The sequence below is a fragment of the Parazoarcus communis genome (assembly GCF_003111645.1).
Classification (GTDB): Bacteria; Pseudomonadota; Gammaproteobacteria; order Burkholderiales; family Rhodocyclaceae; genus Parazoarcus; species Parazoarcus communis_A.
Genome location: NZ_CP022187.1, coordinates 2948307 through 2974158 on the forward strand (window position 1 = coordinate 2948307; position 25852 = coordinate 2974158).

The window sequence follows — 25852 nt, forward strand, 5'->3', positions numbered from 1 at the left end:
TGCTACAGCGGAACGCCGCATACCGGGAGCGCATGGTCATACCGGGAGAACAGCCCTTCTACGCGAGTATTGCCGGGTCGCAACCGGACGCAGATGTCTGCCGCATCCTCGTCGTTGATGACGATGCGTCCCTGCGCCGTACGTTGCCGCTTGTGCTCGCCCGCGAGGGACGCTCCTTCGACGAGTGCGCCAGCATCGCCGAAGCGATTGCTGCGCTTGAGCATAAGCACTTCGACCTGATCCTGCTCGACTACCGTCTGCCCGACGCCACCGGCCTCGACCTGCTCGACTGGCTGACCAGCCATGAGCGCGAAGAAGCCGTCATCGTCATCAGTGGCGAAGACGCCATCGATGCCGCCATCGGCGCCTTGCGCGGCGGCGCCGACGACTACGTGCGCAAGCCCTATCATGTCGCCCAGTTGCAGCGTGCGGTCGACAGCACCCTGCACAAGACCACGCTGGAACGGGCCAACCGGACCATGAGCCAGCGCCTGCGGGCATCGGAACGCCTGCATCGCTTTCTGGTCGAGAGCTCGCCCGACATGATTTTCACCCTCGACCCCGAGGGCCGCTTCAGCTACATCAACCCGCGCGTGCGCCAGATGCTCGGCTACGAGCGGGCCGCGCTGATGCGACGTCCCTTCTCCACCCTGGTCGTGGCGGAAGACGTCGATCGCATCAACAGCCTTATGTTTGCACGCGGCAACACCCCGGGCGAAAGCTTCAACATCGAACTGCGCCTGCGGCGAAATCGCGAAACGTTGGTGGAAGGCGGATCGGAAAGCGCCACAGTGTCGCTCACCGGCATTCCGATGCCCGGCAGTGGCGGTCGCACCTCGAACGGCCTTTACGGCGTGGCGCGCGACATCTCGGAGCGCAAGCGAGCCGAAGAGATCATTACCTTTCAGGCCTACCACGATCAGCTGACCCGGTTGCCCAACCGGGTACTGTTCAAGGACAGGCTGGAGCTTGCGATTGCTCAGGCACAGCGTCGCACCGGCGCACTGGCGGTGATGTTCATCGACGTCGACCGCTTCAAGCTGGTGAACGACACGTTCGGGCATGCTGAGGGCGATGCCCTGCTGCGCGGCATTGCCGCCCGCCTGTCGACGACGCTGCGGCGCGGCGACACCCTCGCCCGCCTCGGCGGCGACGAATTCACCGTCCTGCTTCCCGACATCAACCACCCGGAAGATGCGGAGATCATTGCGCGCAAGATCCTCGATGCGCTGGCTCCGCCCTTCCGCCTCGACCACGGCGACTTCCGGGCCACGGTCAGCATCGGCATTTCGCTTTTCCCGCGCGACGGTGACACCGCCGAAGACCTGACCCGGCACGCCGATATCGCGATGTACCAGGTGAAGCGTTCGGGCAAGAACGCATTTCGCTTCTTCGACCCCGAGCTCAACACGCACTACCGGGAACGCATTGCTCTCGAAAACGACCTCCGGCTTGCGCTCGAGCGCTCGGAGTTCGAGCTGTACTACCAGCCCCAGGTCAGCATGAAGGCCGCCCGTGTGGTCGGCATGGAGGCGCTGCTGCGCTGGAACCACCCTGCCCACGGGCGGATCGGACCGGCCACTTTCATACCGGTGGCCGAAGAGATGGGGTTGATCGGCGACATCAGCCACTGGGTGCTCGAAGAGGCCTGCGCGCAGCTGGCACGTTGGCGTGCTGACGGCTTTGAGGACCTGCGCATGTCGCTCAACCTCTCACCTCACGATTTCAGCCGCACGGACATCGTGGACATGGTCACCGAGTGCGTGAGCCGCAATCAGCTGCCGCCGGCACAGGTCGAGCTCGAAATCACCGAAAGCATGATGATGCAGGACACGGCCGGGGTCGCGACCAAGGTCAAGGCAATGCGCGAAGCCGGTCTGAGCGTGGCAATCGACGACTTCGGCACGGGCTATTCGGCGCTGGCCTACCTGCAGAAGTTTCCGGTCAGCACGCTCAAGATCGATCGCAGTTTCGTGCGTGACCTCGACGGCCCATCGACCAATCCGATCATTTCGGCCATCACGGGCATTGCGCGCGGATTCGGGCTCCATCTGATCGCCGAAGGCGTGGAACATGCCGAACAGGCGGAAACCCTGCGCATCCTCGGCTGCGACGTCATGCAGGGCTATCTGTTTGCACGCCCCGGTACTGCGGCACAGGCGACGGGCTGGCTGGAGGCCGTGCCTCAGCCCGATCTTCTGCGCCGGCCCGCATGAAAAAAGCCGGCATCAGCCGGCTTTTGATTGCAGAGGGCGGTAAGACCGCTCCGGAAACAATTACTTCTGCGACAGAACCCAGGTCACCAGCGTAGCGGCTTCTTCGGCCGACACTTGCGGGTTGGGGGGCATCGGGATCTGACCCCAGGCGCCTACACCACCCTTCTGAATCTTGGTCGCGAGCATGGCAGCGGCGTCTTTCTGACCAGCGTACTTGGCAGCCACGTCCTTGTAAGCCGGACCGACCAGTTTCTTGTCCACAGCATGACAGGCCATGCAGTTCTTGGCCTTCGCCAGATCTGCAGAAGCGAATGCCGGGGCGACAGAAAGGAGACCAGCAGCGACCACAACAGCAACAAGAGCCTTCATGTTGTCTTCCTCTTTATGATGATCTTAAACGCCGCGAGATACTAACCCAAGGGGCAGGCCTATGCTACCCAATAAGTCAGAGACACAGCACCTTAAAGATGCTACGAACTGTCACTTGGTTCCCCTTGCAGCGCAGGCCGGTTTCCTTGTCGGCAATCGAGCACTCTCCCAGCGAGCACTGCCCCTGGCAGACTGACGTGATCGCCGGAGCGCCGGGTCATCCTCGCCGATCACAGCAAGATCGGCGTGCGCAGCCGCCGCTGCTTCTGCCCGGCCAAGCACATCGACGTGCTGGTGACCAATCAGGCCGCGAAGAAGCATGCCGAGTTCGCGGGATTCGCCGACACCGGCATCGAGATCGTGCTCGCATTAGCACGCAAGCTCTGCCCATTCCCTGACGAGAGACGACCATGGCTTATCGACATACCGTTGCCGGCCACACCTGGCAGTTTGCCGACCTCAAGGCCCTGATGGCCAAGGCCAGCCCGCTGCGCTCGGGCGATGTGCTCGCCGGCCTGGCGGCCGACACCGCCGTCGAACGCATGGCCGCGCGCCTGTGCCTCGCCGAGGTGCCACTGCGCCGCTTCCTCGACGAGGCCCTGATCCCCTACGAGACGGACGAGATCACGCGGCTGATCATCGACCGCCACGACCCTGCCGCCTTCGCCCCCATCGCGCACCTCGATGTCGCCGGTCTGCGCGACTGGCTGCTGGCCGAATCCACCGACACCGAGGCACTGACCCGGGTACAGGCCGGGCTCACCCCGGAGATGGTGGCCGCCGTCAGCAAGCTCATGCGCAACCAGGACCTGATCCTGGTGGCGAAGAAATGCCGGGCGATCACGCGCTTTCGCAACACCATCGGCCTGCCCGGCCGGATGGCGGTGCGTCTGCAGCCCAATCATCCGACCGACGACCTGCGCGGCATCGCCGCGAGCATCGTCGACGGCCTGCTCTACGGCGCCGGCGACGCAGTGATCGGCATCAATCCGGCCAGCGACAGCCTGCCCCTGCTCACCCACCTCAACCACATGCTCGACGAGGTCATCGCCACCCTCGACATCCCCACTCAAAGCTGCGTGCTGACGCATGTGACCAACACGCTCGGGATGATCGAGGGCGGTGCGCCAGTGGACCTGGTGTTCCAGTCCATTGCCGGCACCGAACAGGCCAATTCCGGTTTCGGCATCGACCTGGCGCTCCTGCGCGAAGCGCGCGAAGCCGCACTGAGCCTCGGGCGTGGCACGGTGGGCGAGAACGTCATGTACTTCGAGACCGGCCAGGGCAGCGCCCTGTCTGCCAATGCCCATCACGGCGTCGACCAGCAGACGTGCGAGGCACGCGCCTACGCCGTGGCCCGCGAGTTCAAGCCTTTGCTGACCAACACCGTGGTCGGCTTCATTGGCCCGGAATACCTCTACGACGGCAAGCAGATCATCCGCGCCGGACTGGAGGATCATTTCTGCGGCAAGCTGCTGGGCGTGCCCCTGGGCTGCGACGTGTGCTACACCAACCATGCCGAGGCCGACCAGGACGACATGGACACCCTGCTGACCTTGCTGGGCGTAGCCGGAGTGAACTTCATCATGGGGGTGCCGGGCGCCGACGACATCATGCTCAACTACCAGAGCACGTCCTTTCACGATGCCCTCTACGTGCGCGAGGTGCTCGGCCTCAAGCGTGCTCCCGAGTTCGAAAGCTGGCTCGCCGCCGCGGGCCTGACCGACGCCGACGGCCGCTTGCGTCCGGCTGTGGCCGACCCAGCGCTGCTGAGCACCATGCAGCGTCTGCGCCTGCTGCCCTGATCCACCGGAGACTCTGATGGCATCGAAGGACATCGACCCGCGCCACGACACCGCACCCGAGCGCGTTGCTCAGGACCCATGGTCCGGGCTGCGCCGCTACACCGCCGCACGCCTCGCCCTCGGCCGGAGCGGCGCCAGCCTGCCCACGCGTGAAGTGCTCGGCTTCGGTCTTGCCCACGCCCAGGCCCGGGACGCTGTGCACCTCCCGCTCGACCTCGCCGCCCTGGCCAAAGGCCTTACGGAGCGCGGCCTCGCCTCGGTAACGGTCGCCAGCCAGGCGACGGACCGCGCGGCCTATCTGCTGCGCCCCGACCTCGGCCGCCGGCTCGATCCGGCCGACGCGAAACGGCTGGCCGAACGCCAGGATGCGCCCTTCGAGCTGCTGCTGGTCATCGCCGACGGACTATCCTCCATGGCCATCGAGCGCCATGCCCTGCCGCTGGTGGACGCCATCTGCGCAAGCCAGCCCGAGGGCTGGCGTCCCGGCCCAGTGGTCCTCGCCCGACAGGCGCGGGTGGCACTCGGCGACGAGATCGGTGCCGCCCTGCGCGCACCGATGGTCGCCGTACTGGTCGGCGAGCGCCCCGGGCTGAGCGCACCGGACAGCCTCGGCATCTACCTGACCCTGGGCCCACGCCCCGGATGCATGGATGCCGAACGCAACTGCATCTCGAACGTGCGCCCAGCGGGCCTCGCCTACCCGGCGGCCGCGCGCAAGCTGTGGTGGCTGTGTCAGGCCGGTCGCCAGCTCGGCCAGACTGGCGTAGCGCTGAAAGACAACAGCGACGCCGCCCCCCTCGCAGACCCCGGCACGCCCGACGCCCTGACCGAACCGGACGCCTGAGTCCCGGCCACCTGCGCCCGCATCGCGTCTTCAGCTGGAGCAGGGAGGCGTTGTTCGCAAGACTGCCGCTCGGCACAAAGCGGATGCAGGACGTACAAACAATCGAATCAATGGCTGAATAGAAAAGCCATATTAGCTTTCGATTATTTATTCTCGGAGGAGTGGCATACTATTCGCCCTGCAGTTACGGAATGGCACCCGCATATCCCGGAGCGAAGGTTCGGTCCCGGGTGGAGCGTTTTCAAATCAAGGAGGGAATATGTCTGACAGCATCAACCAAACCCGTCGCACGTTCATGAAGGCCAGCGGCGCAGTCGTGGCCATGATTCCGGTCGTTGCTTTCGCAGCCAAGAACGACGCAATGCGCACCAGCATGAAGTACGTCGACAAGTCGACCGACGCGGCCAAGGTTTGCTCGGGCTGCATGCACTTCGTACCCGGCTCTCCGCTGGGCGGCTGTAAGCTGTTCGCGGGCGACACGGAAGTGAACCCGAACGGCACCTGTGTTGCCTGGGCCAAGAAGCCCTGATCCTCGATCAGTCGAGGCTCAAACGGGGACGGGTCGCAAGACCTGCCCCCGTTTTCAATTCTGCGGCCGGGCCGTCCGCCACAGCGCGATGGCCTGGGTCAGCATGCCGGACGTGACGACGCCCCACCCGCCGGGTCAGGCCTCCATTGTGCGCAACAGCCCCTGGCGCTCGACGAAGTCGATGATCTCGGCCAGGCCCTGGCCCGTCTTCAGATTGGAGAAGATAAAGGGCCGCTCGCCACGCATCTTGCGCGCATCGCGGTCCATGACCTCGAGCGAGGCACCGACCAGCGGTGCGAGATCGATCTTGTTGATCACCAGCAGATCGCTCTTGGTAATGCCGGGCCCGCCCTTGCGCGGGATTTTGTCGCCTGCCGAAACGTCGATGACGTAGAGCGTCAGATCCGACAGTTCAGGCGAAAAGGTGGCAGCAAGGTTGTCGCCGCCAGACTCGACGAAGATGATCTCCAGCCCCGGAAAGCTGCGGTTGAGGCGATCGACCGCTTCGAGGTTGATCGAGGCATCCTCGCGGATGGCGGTGTGCGGGCAGCCGCCGGTTTCGACGCCGATGATGCGATCTGCCGCCAGCGCCTCGTTGCGCACCAGAAACTGGGCGTCTTCCGCCGTGTAGATGTCGTTGGTGACCACGGCGATGTTGTACTTGTCACGCAAGGCCTGACACAGGGCGAGCGTGAGCGCGGTCTTGCCGGAACCGACGGGGCCGCCGATGCCGACACGAAGTGCCTGGGATGCAGGAGTAGTCATGATTCTGTGGTTTCCGTCGTTCAGCTTCTGAAGAGCCGTGAATACTGCGTTTCGTGGTGGCTGCTGGCAAGCGCCAGGCCGGGGGTGTAGTTGCTCCAGTCGTCTTCCGGGAGCGTGATCGCAAGGGGCACCAGATCGGGAATGCGCCCGCCGAGCACTGCCAGCATGCGCTGCCCCGCGCTCTGGCCGAGCGGCACGGTCTTGACCGCGGCCATCACCTGATTCTCCAGCCATGCCCACAGGTAGGCGGCGAGCGCATCGGCCACCGGCACCTTCCAGGCCGCGGCAGCAGCGGTCCATGCCGTCGGAAACGCAGGGGTATCGAGCGTCTGCAGCCGCGCCCGCCAGCCGGGCAGTGAGGACCAGGCGTCGAGCTCGACCAGCATGCGGACCAGCGAGTAGCCCATCTGCACGGTTTCGGCACGCAGCTCCGAGGTCTCGCGACTGGCGACGAAATCGTCGTTGAGGCGTCGCACCGTGTCATCGTCGCCCTGCGCCCAGGCCTCGAGCAGACACGCCACCAGCGGCGCCTCGAAGCGCGCCACGCTCCATTCGAGCAGGTCGCCGATCCAGCGCTGGGTGTCGGCCTCGGTCTTGACCCGGCCGCATTCGACCGCCCACTCCAGCCCCTGCGAGTAGGTGTAGGCGCCGACCGGCAGTGCCGGGCTGGCCAGCTGAAGCAGACGCACCAGCGGCAGCAGCCCACCCCCGACCGCCGCACCGGATACGGGCAGCGTCACTTGGCACTCATCATGTGGATGCGCGCGCCACTGCCGTCACCCGGATGCTGGTGACCATGGGCATAGGCACCGGCCTCGGGCTCGAAGGGCGCCGAGATCGACGACACTTCCGCGCCCAGCCCGACCAGCATGCCTTCGAGCACGTGATCGGCCTGAATCCGCAGCCAGCCCTCGCCGAGTTCGACGGCGACATGACGGTTGCCGAGGTGGTAGGCCGCGCGTGCGAGCTCGAAGGCATCGGCGCAGCGCACCTCGAGCAGGGATTCCGGCGCAGCCACGACTTCGACGATCCGTCCGTCCTGGGCGTGGAGTTTCTGACCGCCGCGCAGGATGGTGCCGCGGGGGAGGAACAGACCGACTTCCTCGCCCGATCTCAGTTTGGCGCGCAAGCGGCTCTTGGTGCGGTAGCCAAAATCGAGTTCCAGGGTTTCCGTCGCGGCGCGTACGCCGGTGTAAAGCGATTCAATCAGCAGCATGTCAGTTCAGTTTCCAGGACGTACTTGACGCGACACGAGATTCAACGACGATCATGGCGGATTGCGTCAGAACAGAAAATAGCGCTGCGCCATCGGCAGTTCGGTCGCGGGTTCGCACGTGAGCAGTTCGCCATCGGCGCGCACGATATAGGTTTCGGGATCGACGTCAATGGTCGGCATCGCACCGTTGAGCACCATGTCGGACTTCTGCACGCCGCGGCACCCCTTCACCGCGACCAGCGGCTTCGTCAGACCAAGCGCAACGACCGCCGGGTTGGACAGCGCGGCCTGCGAGACGAAGGTCACCGAGGTCTTGAGCGCCTTGCCGAAACTGCCGAACATCGGCCGGTAATGCACCGGCTGCGGCGTGGGGATCGACGCGTTGGGATCGCCCATCGCCGCCGCCGCGATCATGCCGCCCTTCAGGATCAGGCTGGGCTTGACGCCGAAGAAGGCCGGCCGCCACAGCACCAGGTCGGCCAGCTTGCCGGGCTCGATCGAGCCCACGACGTGCGAGATGCCGTGGGTGATCGCCGGGTTGATGGTGTACTTGGCGATGTAGCGCCGGATGCGGAAGTTGTCCGCCTTGCCGTCGCCACGCTCGCCATCCTCGGGCAGTGCGCCGCGCTGCACCTTCATTTTGTGCGCGGTCTGCCAGGTGCGGATGATGACCTCGCCGACCCGCCCCATCGCCTGCGAGTCGGACGACATCATGGAGAAGGCGCCGGTGTCGTGCAGAATGTCTTCCGCCGCAATCGTCTCGCGCCGGATGCGCGATTCGGCAAAGGCCACGTCCTCGGCAATCGCCGGATCGAGGTGGTGGCACACCATCAGCATGTCGAGATGCTCGTCGATGGTGTTGACCGTGAACGGCCGCGTCGGATTGGTCGAGGACGGCAGCACGTTCGGCGAGCCCACCGCCTTGATGATGTCCGGCGCGTGACCACCGCCCGCACCTTCGGTGTGGAAGGTGTGGATGGTGCGGCCCTTGAACGCGGCCAGCGTGGTTTCGACGAAGCCGGATTCGTTCAGGGTGTCGGTGTGGATCGCGACCTGCACGTCGTGCTGCTCGGCCACATTCAGACAGTTGTCGATCGCCGCCGGTGTGGTGCCCCAGTCCTCGTGCAGCTTGAGGCCGATCACGCCGGCCTCGACCTGCTCGTTGAGCGGCCCCGGCAGGCTGGCGTTGCCCTTACCGAAGAAGCCGAGGTTCATCGGAAAGGCTTCGGCCGCTTCGAGCATGCGATGGATGTGCCACGGTCCTGGCGTGCAGGTGGTGGCGTAAGTGCCGGTCGCCGGCCCGGTGCCGCCGCCGAGCATGGTGGTGACGCCCGACATCAGCGCCTCCTCGATCTGCTGCGGGCAGATCCAGTGGATGTGGCTGTCGATGCCCCCGGCGGTGAGGATCATGCCCTCGCCGGCAATGACCTCGGTACCCGCACCGACCGGGATGGTGACGCCGGGCTGGATGTCCGGATTGCCGCCCTTGCCGATCTTCCAGATCTTGCCGTCCTTGAGGCCGACGTCTGCCTTGACGATGCCGGTGACGGCATCAACGATCAGCGCATTGGTGATGATGGTATCAGCCACTTCGGCCGAGAGCTGCTGCCCCTGACCCATGCCGTCGCGGATGACCTTGCCGCCGCCGAACTTCACCTCTTCACCGTAGATGGTGTGGTCCTGTTCGACTTCGAGAATCAGCCCGGTGTCGGCCAGTCGCACGCGGTCTCCCACCGTGGGGCCGAACATTTCCGCATAGGCGCGGCGTGTAATCTTTGCCATATCAGAGCGCTCCCATGACCTGGGCGTTGAAGCCGAACACCTTGCGCGCACCGTCCAGTGCAACCAGTTCGATCGTGCGCGACTGTCCCGGCTCGAAACGCACCGCCGTCCCGGCGGCAATGTTGAGGCGGAAACCGCGTGCAGCCGTGCGATCGAAGTCGAGCGCGGCATTGGTTTCGGCAAAATGGTAGTGCGAGCCGACCTGGATCGGGCGGTCGCCGGTATTCGTGACTGACAGCGTCAGCGTCGAGCGTCCGACATTGAGTTCGATCTCGCCGTCGAGCGGCATGAGTTCGCCTGGAATCATTTTCTTCTCCTGATGTGCCTGGCGGTTCAACCGCCACGGGCGCCGAAGCGATAATCGCGCATGGCCTGTGGGCGCGCCGGCGCAGCCTCGGGGGCCGGCGCGGGTACGACGGGTTCGACCACTGCAGCCGGTGCCAGCTTTTCGCGCAAACAGATGACGAGCAGCAAGAACGCCTCGTCGTCGGCGAGCTCTTCGATCTCGTCCAGCGTCGCCTTTGCATACGCCGGATCGCTCGTCATCGCCGTCAGATTCACGCTGCGCCCCAGCGTACGCTTCACCTGCAGCTTGAAGCGGGCCAGCAACCTCGCCAGTTCGATTTCGGCTTCGCTCATGATGGTCGCCGCCAATGCGTCAGATGATGGGGTTATGCACGGTGACCAGTTTCGTGCCGTCCGGGAAGGTGGCCTCGACCTGAATATCGGGAATCATCTCGGCCACGCCGTCCATCACGTCGTCGCGTGTGAGCAGGGTAGCGCCGTAGCTCATCAGCTCGGCCACGGTCTTGCCGTCGCGCGCACCTTCAAGGATCGCGCAGGTGATGAAGGCGACCGACTCCGGGTAGTTCAGCTTCAGGCCGCGCGCCCGACGCCGCTCGGCGAGCAGTCCGGCGGTGAAAATCAGCAGCTTGTCCTTCTCGCGTGGGCTCAGTTCCATCGATTTCTCCACGGCACCAGTGGCGCCGCCATCAGTTGATCAGGTATTCCAGATTCTCGGCGTCTGCATCGGGCGCCCGGCTACGGTCGGCCTGACCGCAGCCCAAAGCCGCGCAAACCATTCGCGCCCCGGCTCGCATGCGGGCCCGAGATAACGCGCTACCAGCAAGCCGGGCAACAAGGTGACGCCGCCCGTCCCGTGCGTCGGCGCGATCTCGCGCCAGGCCTTGAGGAGTTCGACATTCACCAGCGGCGAAGCGGCCAGCAGACTGCCGCTCACCGGCTCGCCCTGCAGCCCGATGCCGGCAGCCAGCAGGGCGCTGCCACCACCCACCCTGCCGCGCTCCAGCCACAGCGGACGCCCATCCCGCACTATCCTGGTGCGCATCGCAAGCTCACCTCGGGTAAAGCGCTCACCCGAGCCCGTGCGACCGAAACACAGCATCTCCGCCCCGATGAAACAGGCATCTCCGGACAGGCTGACCTCGGTGACGAGGTCACCGAACGCGCCGTCGAACACCAGGCTTTCCTGAGGTAGCCACTCGCACACGGCGCCTGCGGCCACCGCAATACGCTGTGTCTGCCCGCCGCGTGCGCCGGCGCTGCGATACCACTTGCCCGCACCCGGTGTCGTCAGCAGCGCATGGGCGCCTGCCCTGACATCGACATCGACGCTGAGGCTGTCGCCACTGGCGATACCCGCGGGCGGGTGTACCAGAATGGTGTGGCACACCGCATGACCCTCGGGATAAAGCGGACGCTGCACCACCAGCGGACCGACATGCGCGCGCTCCGCAAGCACGGTACGCTCGCCACGGCGTTCATACGCCAGCCGCAACGCGGCACGCCAGCTGCGCCCGGCGGCAGCATTACAGGCATGCGCGCCGAGCGAACGGGATTCAGGGGCTGTCACAGCATTCATGGAGCTTCCATTAGCAAGCAATGTTCCAGCTCAAGGGCCGACCCGATATACGACTGTTTAGACTGACTATTCTGTGCAGACAAGGCTTGCAGGCGCACGACCTGTGCCAGACGACCATGTAAACACCGGCCGGATGCACCAGTACAGTGCATGAGCGTCTCACTGCGCTTACTGCCGCACTTCGTCGCACGCGTCGAATTCGTCGGCCTTGCCCACACCGGGAGTCGCACGGAACGGGTTGATGTCCAGACCACCGCGCCGCGTGTAGCGTGCCCACACCGCAAGCGCCTGCGGGTGGCAACGCGCCACGATGTCGCAGAACACCCGCTCCACGCATTGTTCGTGAAACTCGTTGTGCTCGCGAAAGGACACGATGTAGCGCAGCAGGCCCTCACGCTCGATCGCAGGCCCGGTGTAGCGCACGACGACCATGCCCCAGTCGGGCTGACCGGTCACCAGACAGTTGGACTTGAGCAGGTGGGAATACAGGGTCTCGCTGACGATTTCACCACGGGCTGCCAGCAGGACCGGGGCCGGCTGATAGGTATCGATATCGATGTCGAGATTGTCCAGACAGACACCCTGCGGGTAGCCGAACTGGCGCAGGGGGCGCTCGCCGAGCGGCATCAGTTCAACCGCCACCGCGCCGCCTGCCGCAGCGGACAGGTCGCGAGCAATCGTTTCGCGCACAGTGCCCGCATCGGCAAAGCGACTCTGGTTAAAGGCATTCAGGTAAAGCTTGAGTGATTTCGACTCGATCAGCCGCGGCGTATCGGCTGGCACCCGGAAGCGTGCGAGCGCCACCACCGGCTTTCCCCGCATGTTCAGCCACGACAGCTCATAGGCGTTCCACAGATCCTCACCGACGAAGGGCAAGGCATCGCCGCGCACGCCGATCTCGTCGCGCTTGAGCTGACGTTCGATCGGAAACAGGAGCTCGGGCGCATAGGTATCGCGATAGGCGACAGGCTTGCCGAGCGGTGAGGCTTCGGCACCATGGCGGAGAGGGGATGTATCGTTCATCTGTATGATTGTAAGAGAAGCGCGCACGATGCGCTGTTGCTGCGCTGCAGCATGAATAGTAAAATCACCGGCCAATGCGCTTACGAACGCGCTTTCTCGCAACACCCGCAGACGCGGCATCAGACGACAGGCTGCAGGCCACGTCGTCGCCCGCAAGGCCGCACCTTGACGCCCTGCGACATTCCATCCGGCACATCAGCAGCAAGGCCGCGCCTGCCACGCAGCCCAAGACGGATCAAAACAGACAATGAAATCCCTTCAGCAGGACTGGTTCTCCAACGTCCGCAACGACTTGCTCGCCGGCCTGGTGGTCGCGCTTGCCCTCATCCCCGAGGCCATCGCCTTCTCCATCATCGCCGGGGTCGATCCCAAGGTCGGGCTCTATGCCTCCTTCTGCATCGCCACCGTGATCGCCTTCGCCGGCGGTCGCCCGGGCATGATCTCGGCCGCAACCGGTGCCATGGCCCTGGTGATGGTGACCCTGGTCAAGGATCACGGCCTGCAGTATCTGCTCGCCGCCACCCTGCTCACCGGCGTGCTGCAGATTCTTGCCGGCTGGCTGCGCCTGGGCGTGCTGATGCGCTTCGTGTCGCGCTCGGTGGTGACCGGCTTCGTCAATGCGCTGGCGATCCTGATCTTCATGGCCCAGCTCCCGGAGCTGACCGACGTCAGTTGGCATGTGTATGCCATGACTGCAGCCGGGCTCGGCATCATCTACCTCTTCCCCTACATCACCCGTGCCGTGCCGTCGCCGCTGGTCACCATCGTAGTACTGACCGCGGTATACATGGTGCTTGATCTCGACATCCGCACGGTGGGCGACATGGGCGAACTGCCGGACAGCCTGCCGGTGTTCCTGCTGCCCGATGTGCCGCTCAACCTCGAGACGCTCGGGATCATCTTCCCCTACGCACTGACGATGATGGTCGTGGGCCTGCTCGAATCGCTGATGACCGCCACCATCGTCGACGACCTCACCGACACCACCAGCAACAAGAGCCGCGAATGCGTCGGTCAGGGCGTGGCCAACATTGCATCGGGCTTCCTCGGCGGCATGGCCGGCTGCGCGATGATCGGGCAGTCGGTGATCAACGTGAAGTCCGGTGGCCGCGGACGCCTGTCGACGCTGACCGCTGGCGTGGTGCTGCTGATCCTGGTGGTCTTCCTCGGCGACTGGGTGCGCCAGATCCCGATGGCGGCCCTGGTCGCGGTGATGATCATGGTTTCGATCGGTACCTTCAGCTGGGATTCGGTACTCAAGCTGCGCGAGAATCCGCCCAGTTCCAGCGTGGTCATGATCGCCACCGTCGCGGTCACCGTTGCCACGCACGACCTCGCGCGTGGCGTGCTGGTCGGGGTGCTGCTGTCGGGCTTCTTCTTTGCGCACAAGGTCGGCAAGGTGCTGCACGTCGGTTCGCGCGCGGAAGATGAAGGCAGGATGCGCCGCTATGCCGTCACCGGCCAGGTGTTCTTTGCCTCGGCCGACCGCTTCATCGCCTCCTTCGACTTCAAGGAAGTCATCGACAAGGTCAGCATCGACGTCTCCCGCGCCCATTTCTGGGACGTCACCGCCATCAGTGCGCTCGACAAGGTGGTGGTCAAGTTCCGCCGCGAAGGCACCGAAGTCGAGGTCATCGGCCTCAACGAAGCCAGTGCGACCATGGTCGACCGCTTCGCGGTGCACGACAAGCCTGAAGCCGTCGAAAACCTGATGGGCCACTGAGGAGCAGACCATGAGCAAAGACAACAAGATTCTGGCCTGCGTGGATCAGTCCCGTTTTGCCGATACGGTTGCCGACTATGCAGCCTGGGCCGCGACGCGCATGGAGGCGCCGCTCGAGTTCCTCCATGTCATCGACCGCCATCCGGAACTCGGCTCCGGCGAGGATCATAGCGGCGCCATCGGCTTCAACGCCCAGGAGCAGTTGCTGCATACCCTGAGCGACAAGGATGCGGCGCTCAGCCGCGCGGCGCGCGAACAGGGACGCATCTTCCTCAACCGCCTGCGCGAGCGCGCGATCGCCGCCGGCGTGCCGGCACCGGACATGCGCCAGCGCCACGGTGCGCTCGACGACACCCTGGCCGAACAGGAAGACGGCGTGCGCATGTTCGTCTTCGGTCGTCGCGGCGCCTCGGCCGAGACCAGCAGCCAGAGCATCGGCAGCAACGTCGAGCGCGTGGTACGTGCCCTGCACAAGCCGGCGCTGACCGTGACCGAGGGTTTCAGCGAACCGCGCCGGATCCTGATCGCCTTTGACGGCGGCATCGTCACCCGTCGCGGCGTCGAGATGGTGGCAAACAGCCCGCTGTTCCGTGGCCTGCCCATCCATCTGCTGATGTCGGGCAAGGAAAGCCAGAGCGCGCCCAAGCAGCTGGAGTGGGCGAAGAACACGCTCGAGGCGGCAGGCTTCGAGGCCCCTGCCTCACTGATTCCCGGCGACGCGGAGCAGGTCATCGAGAAAACGGTGAAGGCACAGGGCATCGATCTGCTGATCATGGGCGCCTACGCCCACTCGCCGCTGCGCAGCCTGCTGTTTGGCAGCAAGACCACCGACCTGTTGCGCACCGCCACCATTCCGACACTGCTGCTGCGGGGCTGAGAAGCCCGCACGCCGGGTGCTGGATCACCCCAGCAGGGCCACCGTCTTGATCTGCGCCCACATTCGTCGATTGGCCACGATGCCGAGCTGGTCGCACGAGCGCCGGGTGATGCGCGCGATCAGCGGGGTGCCGCCCGCATCGAGCCGGACCAGCACATGCGCAGGGGTATCGGCTACGACCACCTCCTGCACGATGGCCTGCAGCAGGTTGGTAATGCTGCTGTTATCGTTGCGCGTCTCGGCAAGGCTGACGTCGCGCGCATGCACACGGAAACGCAGACGGTGGCCGACGGCCTCCGGGCGCCGCGCGACCAGTACGCTGCCGCCCGCAAAATCGAGCCGCGTCAGGTGGTAGCGTTCATCATGCTCGGCGATGACCGACTCGATGACGACACCTGCATCCTCGGTAAACGCCGTCGGCAGGTCCAGGCGGGCCAGCGTCTCCACCAGCCCGCCCTGAGCAACCACTTTCCCCTGATCAAGCAGGATCACATGATCCGCCAGCCGCGCCACCTCGTCGGGCGAGTGGCTGACGTAGAGCACCGGGATGTCGAGCTCGTCGTGCAGGCGCTCGAGGTAGGGCAGGATCTCCTGCTTGCGTTTGAGATCCAGCGCGGCCAGCGGCTCGTCCATCAGCAACAGTCGCGGGCTGGTCAGCAGCGCCCGCGCCATGCCCACTCTCTGCCGCTCACCGCCCGACAGGCGCTCCGGCATGCGGTCCAGCAGATGGCCGATCCCCAGCAGTTCGACGGCCTGGTCCCAGGCCACGCGCCGGGTTGCTGCGGCGACCCGCTTCATGCCGAACTCGAGATTGCGCCGCACCGAGAGATGCGGAAACAGGCTGGCCTCCTGAAAGACATAACCGATCGCACGCTCGTGCGTCGGCACGAAGATCCCGGCGTCGGCATCCTGCCAGTGCTCGCCATTGACGATGAGCCGGCCCAGCGGTGCGCGCTCAAGACCGGCGACGCAGCGCAGGCAGGTGGTCTTGCCCGACCCCGAATGACCGAACAGTGCGGTAACGCCGCGCCCCGGCAGTTGCAGATCGACGTCGAGTGAAAAGCCACTGTAGTCGAGGCGAAAGCGGGCCTGTATGCCTTCTGCCGTCATGTGCCCATCCCCGGCTTGAAGCGGCGACTGGTGTACAGCGCGAGCAGGACGAAGAAGGAGAATACGACCATGCCGCCGGCGAGCCAGTGCGCCTGTGCGTACTCCATGGCCTCGACGTGATCGAAGATCTGCACCGACACCGTGCGCGTGCTGCCTGGAATATTGCCGCCGATCATCAGCACCACGCCAAACTCGCCCACGGTATGTGCGAACCCCAGAATCGACGCGGTGACGAAGCCCGGTCGCGCCAGCGGCAGCACCACCGAGAAGAAGGTGTCCCACGGACTGGCGCGCAAGGTGGCGGCGACTTCCAGCGGGCGCTCTCCAATCGCTTCAAAGGCGTTCTGCAGGGGTTGAATGACGAAGGGCATGGAGTAGAACACCGAACCGACGACCAGGCCGGCAAAGGTGAAGGGCAGCGTGCCCAGCCCCAGTGCGGTCGTCATCTGACCAATCGGGCCGTGCGGCCCCATGGTCACCAGCAGGTAGAAGCCGATCACCGTCGGCGGCAACACCAGCGGCAATGCCACCACCGCCCCGATCGGTCCCTTGAGCCACGAACGCGTGCGTGCCAGCCACCAGGCGATTGGCGTACCGATCAGCAGCAGCAACACCGTGGTCAGGCCCGCCAGCTCCAGCGTGAGCCAGATTGCCGAGAGATCGAGCGCAGTGAGTGACATGCCCGCCGACCTCCTTACAGATCGTAGCCGTAGGCGCGGATCACCGCCGCAGCCTTCGGCCCCTTGAGGTAATCGACCAGCGCCTTCGCTGCCTCGCTGTCCTTGCCCTTGCTCAGGATCACCGCGTCCTGACGGATCGGATCGTACATGTCGGCGGGCACCACCCAGGCTGAACCCGACGTGATCTTGCCATCCTTCGACACCTGCGACATCGCGACAAATCCAAGCTCGGCATTGCCGGTGGAAACGAACTGGTAGGCCTGAGTGATGTTGGTGCCCTCGACCAGCTTGGGCCCGACCGCTGCCGTCAGGCCGAGCTTGTCCAGTACCTGAGTTGCAGCAAACCCATAGGGCGCCGTCTTGGGATTGGCAATCGACAGGTGCTTGAACGCATTCCTGCTCAGCACCTCGCCCTTGTCATCCACGTAAGCACCATCAGACGACCACAGCACGAGCTTGCCGACCGCATAGGTGAAGCGTGACCCGGGCACGATGCCGCCTTCGGCTTCCAGCTTCGCCGGCGTCTTGCTGTCGGCGGCGAAGAATACCTCGAAAGGCGCGCCGTTCCTGATCTGTGTGTAGAGCCCCCCCGTCGGGCCGAACGCCGCCAGCACCTGGTGCCCCGTATCCTTCTCGAACTGCAGTGCGATCTCCTTGATTGGCGCGGTGAAGTTGGCGGCAACGGCGACCTGAACTTCTGCTGCGTTCGCGCCAGCGGCGAACACACCAAGACTGAGCGCAATGACAAGGCGGGAAACGGGCGGCTTCATGATTCAACTCCAGTAGATGATGACGGAAAAGGCCAGCCTCAGTCGTAGATCGCAAGAATGACGCTGGATGATTTGAAAAAGGCACAGACCGGCACGCCGACCTCGATACCCAATGCCTTGCAGCTCTCGCCGGTCACCACGCAGGTCACACTGCGACCCGATGGCAGCACCAGCGTGACCTCGTTGTTCACCGGCCCTGCATGCACTTCGGCGACCTTGCCCCACAGTTGGTTGCGCGCGGTGAGCCGCATCGTCTGATCGACCGACAACATCACCGAGGACGACTTCACCAGGGCAAAGACCTCCTTGCCGATCGTCAGCCCGAGATTCTCGGCGCTGGCCTTGGTGATGACGGCGGCAATCTCGGTATCGGCGTCCAGACGCACGCGTACCTCGTAATCCACCCCGCCATCGCGCAAACCGGTGATCGCGCCAGAAAACTGATTGCGCGCGCTGGTCTTCAGGCTCATGCGGTGCATCAGCTTCTGGAAACCGCGAATGTCACAGCCACCCGCCTCATTGAGCCGTTCGGTGAGGCGGTCGAGCGCGGCCTGATACTCGATTTCCAGCGCGCGATACATCGCCACCATCTTCTGGCCGTATTCGGTGAGGCGGGTGCCTCCACCCTGTCGTCCGCCGGTGACACGAACGACCAGAGGCTCGGGCGCCAGATTGTTCATGGTGTCGATCGCGTCCCAGGCCGCCTTGTACGACAGGGGTACCGCTTTCGCCGCCTGGTTGATCGAGCCCTTGTGCCCGATCTCTTCCAGCAATCGGATACGCGTATCGGATAGCGCTGCACCGATCTCGGTTTCGAGCGACATGCGGGCGAGGAAACGGGTAGCTGTCATCGTCTGTGAAGGCATTATGTATTCCGATTTATATAAAGCCAAAACCATGCCAGGCGGCATTTACTATGGTTGCACAGGAATAACCCTTGAAACTACAGTGCACCCCGGGGACATTTGTTGATTACCTGACAATTATATGTAGCTCGAGCTACAACGTGTTTCTTTTCCTTCAATTACAGGATCGCTCTGGAGAACAACATGAAAGTCAGTGCCCGCAACATCTTCAAAGGCCCCATCAGTGCAATCAAGACCGGCATCGTGAATGCAGAGGTCGCAGTCTCGATTGGTGGAAACGACTCCCTCGTCGCCGTCGTCACCATGGAAAGCCTCAATGCCCTTGAGCTCAAGACGGGCAAGGACGTCGTCGCACTGGTGAAGGCCCCCTGGGTCATGCTGATGAGCGAAGGCAGCGACATCCGCCTGTCAGCACGCAACAGCCTGACCGGCACGGTCAAATCGGTCGAGGTCGGCACCGTCAACGCCGAGGTCAGCATCAGCCTTCCCGGCGGCAGCGAGGTGGCATCGGTCGTGACCAAGGAAGCAGCCGCAGAGCTTGGACTCAGGCCCGGCGTCCCCGTCACCGCAGTCATCAAGGCGTCGAACGTCATTCTTGGGGTCCCCGCCTGAGCGTGCACCCCGGGACATTCATGTCGCTCCAGGAACTCAGCGCGGCATGCTTTCGCTGAAGCTGTAGAAGGACTGTCCGGCGCAGTCCTGACCGGGCTGCACGGTGCGGTGGATCAGCCAGCGCTGGTCGCGCAAACGCCAGGCCGCGACCGACTCCGCGTAAGCCGCTGCCGCATAGAACTCTTCGCCGTCATCCGAGCGCGGTTCGCGCAATACATAGCGGTGTGCGTAGTAGCAGGCTTCTCCGTCAGGGTCGTAGCCGAAGACCCGCTCGGCATCGAGTTCGGCCTCGCGGAACAGATCAAAGGACAGGGGCACCACCACCACGTCGCGCCACTCCACCGGCAAGCGACCCCACCAGGGCTGCTCGCCACTGTCTGCGGCACGACGACGATCACCGGTTCTTATATGGCTTGCTGTACATAACACCGCACACATCCTCCTGGGACAGGAATGTCTTCACACAGGCGTGTTGATGCGATCCGCCTGACAAGAATGGCGCAAGCGGGTCTGCCACGCGCATTCGTTGCATCCAAAAGCAATAACGATGCCCGAGAAAGATTCCGCACAGCGGGATGAGAAAGCGGGGCAGGCAGACGGCAGTGAACGAAAAAAGGGCGGCCATGCCGCCCTTCCCAAAACTCAGACCGCGATCAGCAAGCTCAGAAGTGCCACTGCAGCTTGATCATCGGCGTGGAAGTCTCGGAGCCCGTGCTGCCTTCCTTGGAGCCGAACTTGTTGTTGATGTACTCGTAGCCAATGCCTGCGCGCAGGGTGCGCGGCTTGCCCATCAGCATCTGGCCGACGTCGGCCATGATGAACATGTCAGTCCAGGTCTCGGGATCGGTCTTCACGCCGAAGCCGTCCTTGCCCTTCTTGCCGGTGTAGTTCAGGAAGCCTTCGAAGGACAGAGGCACCGAGCCGACGTTGAAGGGAATGCCCCAGGCCATCGCGATACGGTAGGTCGGATCGAATTCAACCGATTTGCCGACGATGCCGTTGTTGTTCCACTCCTTGTAGTACAGCAGGCTCACATCGAAGAAGCCCTTGGGAATATCGAACTTCAGCGTCGGACCAACCAGAATCTTGCGCACCTTCGGCGCAAATGCCGTGTCCTTGGAGTTCCAGTCGAGACCGGTCGTCAGCGCGATTTCCTTCACAGGCCCGAAAGACAGGTTCTTGTCGAAGACCTTGCCCAGGTAGAGCTGGTGGGCATACACAACATAGATTTCCTGCGCGCCGGTATCGCCGCCCTTTGCCGGGTCCTTGCTGTCGGACATCAGGATATCCACGTTCAGGAAGTTCTGTCCGTAGTTGTGTCCACTCACATGGGTGAAACCAACGATGTCTTTCGAAACATCGTCCGAAATGGCGGGCTCCCTGAACTGCTCGCCATAACGATATGAGATCGAAGTGTCGCTCCAGTTGGCCGCAGAAGCAGTCACGGGCGCTGCTAGACAGGCGCCAAGGACAGTCGTGGCGAAAAGGCGGGAGGAAAGCTTGTGCATGGTTCGAGGGCTCCTGAGCGTAAAAATGGTGTTGTTCAACGCAGCAAGAGGCCGCGCTTTTTTTCAAGCTAACAGGAGTCCGGAGATTTTTCTTCAATAGCCCTTATTGCTGATTTCGTATAGCAACAACATCTGCATCCATTTGTTTATAAAGACTATTTCTAAGTCTTCAAAGATCAAGCACAGGCACCACAAAGGCTTCTTTCAAGCCTGGACGCACAGCGATTGTGCATCGCAAAATACGCACACATTCATCCACTTAGGCCGCTTGCAGAAAATCAACCGCACACTTTCAGTGCAAGTCAGGACTTGAAACACCCGAAATCGCCACCTTTGCATCAATTTGGCCGTGGCACGGCAATTGCCAAGCTTGCTCCATCAACTCAAAGGAGCACCGCATGTTTCAATTCAAGTCTGACGCCCTCTCCGCACCAATCACCCGCCGCACCGTTCTGGGCGCCCTGCTTGTCGCGGCATGTTCATTCGGGCTCGGACAGACCCACGCCGCCGATCCGGTGAAGGTCAAGTTCACCCTCGACTGGCGCTTCGAAGGCCCGTCCGCGCCCTTCCTGCTTGCCAAGAGCAAGGGCTACTTCGCCGCCGAAGGCCTGGATGTCGAGATCGACGCCGGCAACGGCTCGGCCGGTGCCGTGACGCGGGTTGCGACCGGCGCCTACGACATGGGCTTTGCCGATTTCAATGCGCTGGTCGAATACGACGCGAAAACCCCGGGCTCGAAGATCCAGGGCATCTACATGGTCTATAACTCGACGCCCGCCGCCGTCTTTGTGCTGAAGAAGTCGGGCGTCACCAAGCCGGCGGACCTCGTCGGCAAGACGCTGGCTGCACCGATTTTCGACGGCGGACGCAAGGCCTGGCCGGCCTTCGCCAAGGCCAATGGTCTGGCGCTCGATGCAGTGAAATGGCAGACGGTCGAGCCTGCGATTCGTGAAACCCTGCTTGCGCGCGGCGACGTCGACGGCATCACCGGCTTCTATTTCACCAGCCTCCTCAACCTGCAGGCGCGTGGCGTGCCGTCCGATCAGATCGTTGCGCTGAAATACCCCGACAACGGTGTCGAGTTCTACGGCAACACCCTGATCGCGAGCCCGAAGATGCTGAGCGAACAACCGAAGGCGGTTGAAGGTTTCGTCCGCGCCTTCAACAAGGCCCTGAAGGAAACCGTCGCCAGCCCCGACACTGCAGTACTGGCGGTGAAGGAACGCGACCCCCTGATCAACGTTGCGCTTGAAAGCCAGCGCCTGAAGCTCGCGCTCGACTCCGTGGTGGTGACGCCCGAAAGCCGCTCGCTCGGCCTCGGCGCAGTCGATCCCGAGCGCATGAAGCGTTCGGTCGCTGAAGCAGCCACGGCGTTCGGCCTGCCTGCCACGCCTGACGCCAGCACGCTGTTCACCGCCGCCTACCTGCCCTCCGCAGCCGATCGCGCCATCAAGTAAGCACTGCCCCAAGGAGTGTGCGGGCGACGCCCCTCGTTGCCCGCCAGAGCGTTCATGGATTTTGTCCGTTTTGAAGATGTGAGCCTGGCCTACCAGCCCGGAAGCCCGTTTGCGATCGAGGATGTCAGCCTGTCGATCCGCGAGAACGAGTTCATCTCGCTGGTCGGCCCCTCAGGCTGCGGCAAGTCGACGGTGATGAAGCTGGTCACTGGCCTCAAGCCCCCCTCGAAGGGTTATGTATATGTAGACGGGCGCGAAGTCGGCGGCCCGCAGAAATGCGTCGGCATGGCCTTCCAGGCCTCCAACCTCCTGCCGTGGCGCACCACCTTGCAGAACGTCATGCTGCCGATGGAGATCGTCGAACCCTATCGCTCCACGCTGCGCGCAAAACGCGCCGAGTACGAGGAGCAGGCGCGCGCCCTGATCAAGCGCGTCGGCCTCGCCGGTTTCGAGGACAAGTTCCCGTGGGAGCTCTCCGGCGGCATGCAGCAGCGCGCCTCGATCTGCCGCGCCCTGATTCACAAGCCACGCCTGCTGATGCTCGACGAGCCCTTCGGCGCGCTCGACGCCTTCACCCGCGAAGAGTTGTGGTGCATGGTGCGCGACCTGTGGCAGGAAGAGCCGTTCACCGTGGTGCTGGTCACCCACGACCTGCGCGAAGCAGTGTTTCTGGCCGACACGGTGTACGTGATGAGCAAGCGCCCGGGCCGCATCCTGGTGCGACGCGAAATCGACCTGCCGCGCCCGCGCGACCTCGACGTGACCTACACCGAGCCCTTTGCCAGCTACGTGCACGAACTGCGCGAGCACATTGGCCACATTCGCGAATCCTGAGCCCGGAGGCCTTCATGCTGTCACAGAAAACCCTGATCCGGCTCGCCCCCTGGCTCGTCGTGCTGTTCTTCGGCCTGTTATGGGAAGGCATCGTCGTTGCCTTCGATGTGCCCGAGTTCCTGTTTCCCTCGGTATCTTCCGTCTGGCATTCAACGGTGATGCACTGGGACCCGATCATGATGCACGCCACCCAGACCTTCCTCACGACCCTGGCCGGCTTCGCCATCGCGGTGGTGTTCGGGCTCGTGGTCGGTGCCGCGGTGGGATCCTCGCCGATCATCTACAAGGCGCTCTACCCCCTGCTGGTGGGCTTCAACTCGATTCCCAAGGTTGCGTTCGTTCCGGTGCTGGTGGTGTGGTTCGGCATCGGCACCATTCCGGCGATCCTCACCGCTTTCCTGATCTCCTTCTTCCCGGTCGTGGTGAACGTGGCCACCGGCCTGGCGACGCTGGAACCCGAGATGGAAGATGTGCTGCGCTCGCTGGGCGCATCCCGCCTCGACATCCTGAGAAAGGTCGGCTTGCCGCGCGCGATGCCCTACTTCTTCGCCTCGCTGAAGGTCGCGATCACCCTCGCCTTCGTCGGTTCGGTGATCTCGGAGACGGTTGCGTCCAACCTCGGCATTGGCTACCTGATGATGGCGGCGAGCTCGTCGATGGACATGGCGCTCGTGTTCGCTGGCCTGATCGTGATCGGCATCATGGGCGTGGTGATGTACGAACTGTTTGCGCTGGTCGAGCGCAAGCTCACCGGCTGGGCGCACCGCAATCCGAACGGGGCAATGTAAGCACCCGTATGCGGAGGTCAGACAAAGACGGTCCGTGCAGAGGAGGGCCGGGCCGTCAGCGTTTCAAAGTCGAATCCCCAGATCCGGAAAGGATTCAGGCAACTCGCCGCAGCGGTGCGGCAACAGGCGTTGCACGGGCCGCGCGCACGATGCGCTCGCGGAACCAGCGGCATTCAGCGGAATGCTGGGTGCGATCGTGCCACAGCAGGTAGTAAGCCATCGACGGCAGTTCGACCGGCGCGGGCACGATGCTGAGCGGCAGCATGGTGGTGTAGTGCTCCGCGAAGCGTGCCGGCGCGGTGAAGATCAGATCGGAATTGATCAGCATGAAGGGCGCCATGTGAAAGTACGGCACGTGCGCCACCACGTTGCGACGCATGCGTTCGCGCGCGAGGAAGACGTCGACCACACCACGCTGACCGACCGAATACGGTGTGGGCACGACATGCTCTGCCGCCAGCCAGTCACTCATGCTGAGCTGGCCACTGGCGAGCGGATGGCCGGTGCGCATCATCACCACCATGCGGTCTTCGAACAGCGGGGCGGTGCGGAGGTGATCGGGCGGGTTGGGCCAGTTGCCGATGACGAGGTCGAGTTCGCCGGATTCGAGCGCACGCGGGTAATCCGAGTTCTGCGTCATCGAATGGAAGGCAATCTGTGCCTTGGGCGCGAGCTTGTGCACGTCGGTGACGACTTCGCCCAGCAGCATGGCGTTGAGGTAGTCAGGCGTGGCCACGTTGAAGCTGCGGCGGGTGCTCGCGGGGTCGAATCCGGTCGGGCCTTCGGCGATGCGCTCGATCTGTTCGAGCACAATGCGGATCGGCTCGAGCAATTCGGCGCCGCGCTCGGTCGGAGTCATGCCGCCACGCGAGCGCACCAGCAGCGGGTCGCCGGTGATGTCGCGCAGGCGTTTGAGCGCTGTGCTGACCGCGGGCTGCGACAGGTTGAGACGGCGCGCGGCGCGCGACACACTGCCTTCGGTGAGCAGTACATGCAGTACGCGCAGCAGGTGTGCGTCGAGTGAATCCCAGGTGCATCCGTTGGCCATACTGATTCTCCTGTACGGGCCACCTGGGCCCGGTGTTAGACGGCGAGCGCCTCTCGCACGCCGTCGGCGTCCATGTTTTCTCCCGCGCCACGCATGACGATTTCGCCACGTTCCATGACGAGGTACTGGTCGGACAGTGCACGTGCAAAATCGTAATACTGTTCCACCAGCAGGATGGCCATTTCGCCGGTGGCGGCCAGGCTGCGGATGGCGCGTTCGATATCCTTGATGATGGAGGGCTGAATGCCCTCGGTGGGCTCGTCAAGGATGAGCAGTTTGGGGCCGAAGGCGAGCGCCCGGCCGATTGCGAGCTGTTGTTGCTGACCACCGGAGAGGTCGCCGCCGCGCCGGCCCATCATCTGTTTGAGGACCGGAAACATGTCGAAGATGCGCGCGGGAATGCTTTCGCCGCTGGGGCGGGTGGCCAGCCCCATGTGCAGGTTTTCTTCGACGGTGAGGCGCGGAAAGATCTCGCGCCCTTGGGGTACATAGCCGATGCCGGCGCGCACGCGGTTATACGATGGTGCGCGGGTGATGTCCTGCGCACCAAAGTGGATCGAACCGCTGGCTGCCGGGACGAGGCCCATCAGTGTCTTGAGCAGCGTGGTTTTGCCCACACCGTTGCGCCCAAGCAGGGTCGTCACCTTGCCCACCGGGACCTCAAACGAGAGACCGCGCAGGATGTGACTGCCACCGTAGTACTGATTCAGGTTGTCGACTTTCAGCATGATATTTTCCTTTCGGCGCTTCCTGGCTTGTGGCCTGGGGCCTTGGGTCAGGGTTTTATTAGCAAGAATCGGGCGCGGTTTTTTCAGTTCAAAACAGATAGATGATTTTGCGAAGAATCGGGTCGTGCTGCTAACGCCAGCTACGCCGGGTATTTGCTCCGTGGGCTGCGGAACTCGCTCGTGTCACTCGCTCGGACAGTCCTCGCCCACTGCACAAACACCCGACATAGCTGGCTTGGCTGGGGGTCCTGGTGAACGTGAAAAACAAAACCCGTTTAAAGAGCTTGTGCGCGGAGCACTCGTCACGCATCAGACCTTCGTCTGTCAGACCGGCACACCGCTGAATGCGTCGATTGTCATTAGCGCACTACTTCCCCGCAGCATCTCTGCCTTTCCCACGTTCACAACGAACCCAGTCAA

Annotated in this window: 28 protein-coding genes; 10 read left to right on the forward strand and 18 right to left on the reverse strand. The window is 63.7% G+C overall.

The features are described from left to right. Positions 1-32: 32 nt before the first annotated feature. Positions 33-2216 (forward strand): putative bifunctional diguanylate cyclase/phosphodiesterase, encoded by a 2184-nt coding sequence (locus tag CEW83_RS13480; protein WP_108949809.1) that lies wholly within the window; start codon positions 33-35, stop codon positions 2214-2216. Positions 2217-2276: 60 nt separating this feature from the next. Here CEW83_RS13480 and CEW83_RS13485 read toward each other — a convergent pair whose 3' ends face one another. After that, entirely contained in the window at positions 2277-2585 is a 309-nt protein-coding gene (locus tag CEW83_RS13485) for a c-type cytochrome (protein WP_108949810.1), read from the reverse strand. Between the two features lie 410 nt (positions 2586-2995). Between CEW83_RS13485 and CEW83_RS13495 the strand changes: the two genes are divergently transcribed. The 3 genes from CEW83_RS13495 (at position 2996) to CEW83_RS13505 (ending at position 5763) form a co-directional block, all read left to right on the forward strand. Continuing rightward, on the forward strand, positions 2996-4390 hold the full coding sequence (locus CEW83_RS13495; RefSeq protein WP_108949811.1) for an ethanolamine ammonia-lyase subunit EutB: 1395 nt from the start codon (positions 2996-2998) through the stop codon (positions 4388-4390). A gap of 16 nt (positions 4391-4406) precedes the next feature. Next, the gene (gene eutC, locus CEW83_RS13500) at positions 4407-5234 is read left to right on the forward strand and encodes an ethanolamine ammonia-lyase subunit EutC (protein WP_108949812.1); all 828 of its coding nucleotides are present in this window, start codon (positions 4407-4409) and stop codon (positions 5232-5234) included. A gap of 259 nt (positions 5235-5493) precedes the next feature. Beyond that, the gene (locus CEW83_RS13505; protein WP_108949813.1) at positions 5494-5763 is read left to right on the forward strand and encodes a high-potential iron-sulfur protein; all 270 of its coding nucleotides are present in this window, start codon (positions 5494-5496) and stop codon (positions 5761-5763) included. 135 nt (positions 5764-5898) lie between these two features. Here the strand turns inward: CEW83_RS13505 and ureG are convergent, their stop codons facing one another. From ureG to queF, 9 genes are all read right to left on the reverse strand, one after another. Then, the gene (gene ureG, locus CEW83_RS13510) at positions 5899-6528 is read right to left on the reverse strand and encodes an urease accessory protein UreG (protein ID WP_108949814.1); all 630 of its coding nucleotides are present in this window, start codon (positions 6526-6528) and stop codon (positions 5899-5901) included. Between the two features lie 20 nt (positions 6529-6548). Beyond that, entirely contained in the window at positions 6549-7268 is a 720-nt protein-coding gene (locus tag CEW83_RS13515) for an urease accessory protein UreF (RefSeq protein WP_234418821.1), read from the reverse strand. Continuing rightward, positions 7265-7744 (reverse strand): urease accessory protein UreE, encoded by a 480-nt coding sequence (gene ureE / locus CEW83_RS13520; protein WP_108949815.1) that lies wholly within the window; start codon positions 7742-7744, stop codon positions 7265-7267. Before ureE ends, CEW83_RS13515 begins: the two co-directional genes overlap by 4 nt. Positions 7745-7810: 66 nt before the next feature. Continuing rightward, positions 7811-9526 carry an urease subunit alpha gene (ureC, locus tag CEW83_RS13525; protein WP_108949816.1) on the reverse strand — a complete coding sequence of 572 codons (1716 nt, stop codon included), beginning with the start codon at positions 9524-9526 and terminating at the stop codon, positions 7811-7813. Between the two features lies 1 nt (position 9527). Next, positions 9528-9833 (reverse strand): urease subunit beta, encoded by a 306-nt coding sequence (locus CEW83_RS13530; protein WP_108951403.1) that lies wholly within the window; start codon positions 9831-9833, stop codon positions 9528-9530. 26 nt (positions 9834-9859) lie between these two features. Next, a complete protein-coding gene (locus CEW83_RS13535) occupies positions 9860-10165 on the reverse strand; it encodes a hypothetical protein (RefSeq protein ID WP_108949817.1) in 306 nt (101 codons plus the stop codon). Positions 10166-10184: 19 nt separating this feature from the next. Next, entirely contained in the window at positions 10185-10487 is a 303-nt protein-coding gene (gene ureA, locus CEW83_RS13540) for an urease subunit gamma (RefSeq protein WP_108949818.1), read from the reverse strand. 39 nt (positions 10488-10526) lie between these two features. After that, positions 10527-11408, reverse strand: a complete 882-nt coding sequence (locus tag CEW83_RS13545; protein ID WP_108949819.1) for an urease accessory protein UreD — start codon at positions 11406-11408, stop codon at positions 10527-10529. Between the two features lie 168 nt (positions 11409-11576). Continuing rightward, positions 11577-12431, reverse strand: coding sequence for an NADPH-dependent 7-cyano-7-deazaguanine reductase QueF (gene queF, locus CEW83_RS13550; protein ID WP_108949820.1), 855 nt, complete (start codon positions 12429-12431; stop codon positions 11577-11579). 247 nt (positions 12432-12678) lie between these two features. Here queF and CEW83_RS13555 point away from each other — a divergent pair, with 247 nt between their 5' ends. After that, the gene (locus CEW83_RS13555; RefSeq protein WP_108949821.1) at positions 12679-14154 is read left to right on the forward strand and encodes a SulP family inorganic anion transporter; all 1476 of its coding nucleotides are present in this window, start codon (positions 12679-12681) and stop codon (positions 14152-14154) included. Positions 14155-14164: 10 nt separating this feature from the next. Then, positions 14165-15031, forward strand: coding sequence for a universal stress protein (locus CEW83_RS13560; RefSeq protein ID WP_108949822.1), 867 nt, complete (start codon positions 14165-14167; stop codon positions 15029-15031). 24 nt (positions 15032-15055) lie between these two features. Here CEW83_RS13560 and modC read toward each other — a convergent pair whose 3' ends face one another. Genes modC through CEW83_RS13580 form a run of 4 tightly spaced genes read right to left on the reverse strand, consistent with a single transcriptional unit; the run spans position 15056 to position 18457 of the window. Further along, positions 15056-16141 (reverse strand): molybdenum ABC transporter ATP-binding protein, encoded by a 1086-nt coding sequence (modC, locus tag CEW83_RS13565; RefSeq protein ID WP_108949823.1) that lies wholly within the window; start codon positions 16139-16141, stop codon positions 15056-15058. Next, positions 16138-16821, reverse strand: a complete 684-nt coding sequence (gene modB, locus CEW83_RS13570) for a molybdate ABC transporter permease subunit (protein WP_108949824.1) — start codon at positions 16819-16821, stop codon at positions 16138-16140. Before modB ends, modC begins: the two co-directional genes overlap by 4 nt. A 14-nt stretch (positions 16822-16835) precedes the next feature. Beyond that, positions 16836-17591: a molybdate ABC transporter substrate-binding protein gene (modA, locus tag CEW83_RS13575; RefSeq protein WP_108949825.1), complete on the reverse strand. Its 756-nt coding sequence runs from the start codon at positions 17589-17591 to the stop codon at positions 16836-16838. A 38-nt stretch (positions 17592-17629) separates the two neighbouring features. Further along, positions 17630-18457 carry a TOBE domain-containing protein gene (locus CEW83_RS13580; protein WP_199915114.1) on the reverse strand — a complete coding sequence of 276 codons (828 nt, stop codon included), beginning with the start codon at positions 18455-18457 and terminating at the stop codon, positions 17630-17632. 183 nt (positions 18458-18640) lie between these two features. Here CEW83_RS13580 and CEW83_RS13585 point away from each other — a divergent pair, with 183 nt between their 5' ends. Beyond that, complete coding sequence (locus CEW83_RS13585; protein WP_108949827.1) at positions 18641-19069, forward strand: TOBE domain-containing protein; 429 nt, start codon at positions 18641-18643, stop codon at positions 19067-19069. 36 nt (positions 19070-19105) lie between these two features. Here the strand turns inward: CEW83_RS13585 and CEW83_RS13590 are convergent, their stop codons facing one another. Both CEW83_RS13590 and CEW83_RS13595 read right to left on the reverse strand, forming a co-directional pair. After that, complete coding sequence (locus CEW83_RS13590; RefSeq protein ID WP_199915115.1) at positions 19106-19417, reverse strand: hypothetical protein; 312 nt, start codon at positions 19415-19417, stop codon at positions 19106-19108. A gap of 314 nt (positions 19418-19731) precedes the next feature. Further along, on the reverse strand, positions 19732-20577 hold the full coding sequence (locus CEW83_RS13595; RefSeq protein ID WP_108949829.1) for a hypothetical protein: 846 nt from the start codon (positions 20575-20577) through the stop codon (positions 19732-19734). Between the two features lie 398 nt (positions 20578-20975). Here CEW83_RS13595 and CEW83_RS13600 point away from each other — a divergent pair, with 398 nt between their 5' ends. The 3 genes from CEW83_RS13600 to CEW83_RS13610 are packed head-to-tail and all read left to right on the forward strand — an operon-like array spanning position 20976 to position 23656. Further along, complete coding sequence (locus CEW83_RS13600; protein ID WP_108949830.1) at positions 20976-22034, forward strand: ABC transporter substrate-binding protein; 1059 nt, start codon at positions 20976-20978, stop codon at positions 22032-22034. Positions 22035-22088: 54 nt separating this feature from the next. After that, the gene (locus CEW83_RS13605) at positions 22089-22868 is read left to right on the forward strand and encodes an ABC transporter ATP-binding protein (protein ID WP_108949831.1); all 780 of its coding nucleotides are present in this window, start codon (positions 22089-22091) and stop codon (positions 22866-22868) included. A 14-nt stretch (positions 22869-22882) separates the two neighbouring features. After that, entirely contained in the window at positions 22883-23656 is a 774-nt protein-coding gene (locus tag CEW83_RS13610) for an ABC transporter permease (RefSeq protein WP_108949832.1), read from the forward strand. 94 nt (positions 23657-23750) lie between these two features. On the opposite strand, the gene CEW83_RS13615 is transcribed toward CEW83_RS13610, so the two are convergent. Both CEW83_RS13615 and urtE read right to left on the reverse strand, forming a co-directional pair. Further along, positions 23751-24704: a LysR family transcriptional regulator gene (locus CEW83_RS13615; RefSeq protein ID WP_108949833.1), complete on the reverse strand. Its 954-nt coding sequence runs from the start codon at positions 24702-24704 to the stop codon at positions 23751-23753. 35 nt (positions 24705-24739) lie between these two features. Beyond that, positions 24740-25432 carry an urea ABC transporter ATP-binding subunit UrtE gene (gene urtE, locus CEW83_RS13620; RefSeq protein ID WP_108949834.1) on the reverse strand — a complete coding sequence of 231 codons (693 nt, stop codon included), beginning with the start codon at positions 25430-25432 and terminating at the stop codon, positions 24740-24742. Positions 25433-25852 lie beyond the last annotated feature (420 nt).

Excerpts from the sequence above, each read along its gene's own strand:
- CEW83_RS13505 (WP_108949813.1), top strand. The coding sequence starts at position 5,494 with ATGTCTGACAGCATCAACCAAACCCGTCGCACGTTCATGAAGGCCAGC.
- CEW83_RS13480 (WP_108949809.1), top strand. The coding sequence starts at position 33 with ATGGTCATACCGGGAGAACAGCCCTTCTACGCGAGTATTGCCGGGTCG.
- CEW83_RS13535 (WP_108949817.1), bottom strand. The coding sequence starts at position 10,165 with ATGAGCGAAGCCGAAATCGAACTGGCGAGGTTGCTGGCCCGCTTCAAG.
- CEW83_RS13610 (WP_108949832.1), top strand. The coding sequence starts at position 22,883 with ATGCTGTCACAGAAAACCCTGATCCGGCTCGCCCCCTGGCTCGTCGTG.
- CEW83_RS13545 (WP_108949819.1), bottom strand. The coding sequence starts at position 11,408 with ATGAATGCTGTGACAGCCCCTGAATCCCGTTCGCTCGGCGCGCATGCC.
- eutC (WP_108949812.1), top strand. The coding sequence starts at position 4,407 with ATGGCATCGAAGGACATCGACCCGCGCCACGACACCGCACCCGAGCGC.
- queF (WP_108949820.1), bottom strand. The coding sequence starts at position 12,431 with ATGAACGATACATCCCCTCTCCGCCATGGTGCCGAAGCCTCACCGCTC.
- CEW83_RS13495 (WP_108949811.1), top strand. The coding sequence starts at position 2,996 with ATGGCTTATCGACATACCGTTGCCGGCCACACCTGGCAGTTTGCCGAC.
- CEW83_RS13585 (WP_108949827.1), top strand. The coding sequence starts at position 18,641 with ATGAAAGTCAGTGCCCGCAACATCTTCAAAGGCCCCATCAGTGCAATC.
- ureA (WP_108949818.1), bottom strand. The coding sequence starts at position 10,487 with ATGGAACTGAGCCCACGCGAGAAGGACAAGCTGCTGATTTTCACCGCC.
- ureE (WP_108949815.1), bottom strand. The coding sequence starts at position 7,744 with ATGCTGCTGATTGAATCGCTTTACACCGGCGTACGCGCCGCGACGGAA.
- CEW83_RS13615 (WP_108949833.1), bottom strand. The coding sequence starts at position 24,704 with ATGGCCAACGGATGCACCTGGGATTCACTCGACGCACACCTGCTGCGC.
- modA (WP_108949825.1), bottom strand. The coding sequence starts at position 17,591 with ATGAAGCCGCCCGTTTCCCGCCTTGTCATTGCGCTCAGTCTTGGTGTG.
- modC (WP_108949823.1), bottom strand. The coding sequence starts at position 16,141 with ATGACGGCAGAAGGCATACAGGCCCGCTTTCGCCTCGACTACAGTGGC.
- CEW83_RS13530 (WP_108951403.1), bottom strand. The coding sequence starts at position 9,833 with ATGATTCCAGGCGAACTCATGCCGCTCGACGGCGAGATCGAACTCAAT.
- urtE (WP_108949834.1), bottom strand. The coding sequence starts at position 25,432 with ATGCTGAAAGTCGACAACCTGAATCAGTACTACGGTGGCAGTCACATC.
- CEW83_RS13605 (WP_108949831.1), top strand. The coding sequence starts at position 22,089 with ATGGATTTTGTCCGTTTTGAAGATGTGAGCCTGGCCTACCAGCCCGGA.
- CEW83_RS13595 (WP_108949829.1), bottom strand. The coding sequence starts at position 20,577 with ATGCACAAGCTTTCCTCCCGCCTTTTCGCCACGACTGTCCTTGGCGCC.
- ureC (WP_108949816.1), bottom strand. The coding sequence starts at position 9,526 with ATGGCAAAGATTACACGCCGCGCCTATGCGGAAATGTTCGGCCCCACG.
- CEW83_RS13580 (WP_199915114.1), bottom strand. The coding sequence starts at position 18,457 with ATGCCTTCACAGACGATGACAGCTACCCGTTTCCTCGCCCGCATGTCG.
- CEW83_RS13560 (WP_108949822.1), top strand. The coding sequence starts at position 14,165 with ATGAGCAAAGACAACAAGATTCTGGCCTGCGTGGATCAGTCCCGTTTT.
- ureG (WP_108949814.1), bottom strand. The coding sequence starts at position 6,528 with ATGACTACTCCTGCATCCCAGGCACTTCGTGTCGGCATCGGCGGCCCC.
- CEW83_RS13600 (WP_108949830.1), top strand. The coding sequence starts at position 20,976 with ATGTTTCAATTCAAGTCTGACGCCCTCTCCGCACCAATCACCCGCCGC.
- CEW83_RS13555 (WP_108949821.1), top strand. The coding sequence starts at position 12,679 with ATGAAATCCCTTCAGCAGGACTGGTTCTCCAACGTCCGCAACGACTTG.
- modB (WP_108949824.1), bottom strand. The coding sequence starts at position 16,821 with ATGTCACTCACTGCGCTCGATCTCTCGGCAATCTGGCTCACGCTGGAG.
- CEW83_RS13485 (WP_108949810.1), bottom strand. The coding sequence starts at position 2,585 with ATGAAGGCTCTTGTTGCTGTTGTGGTCGCTGCTGGTCTCCTTTCTGTC.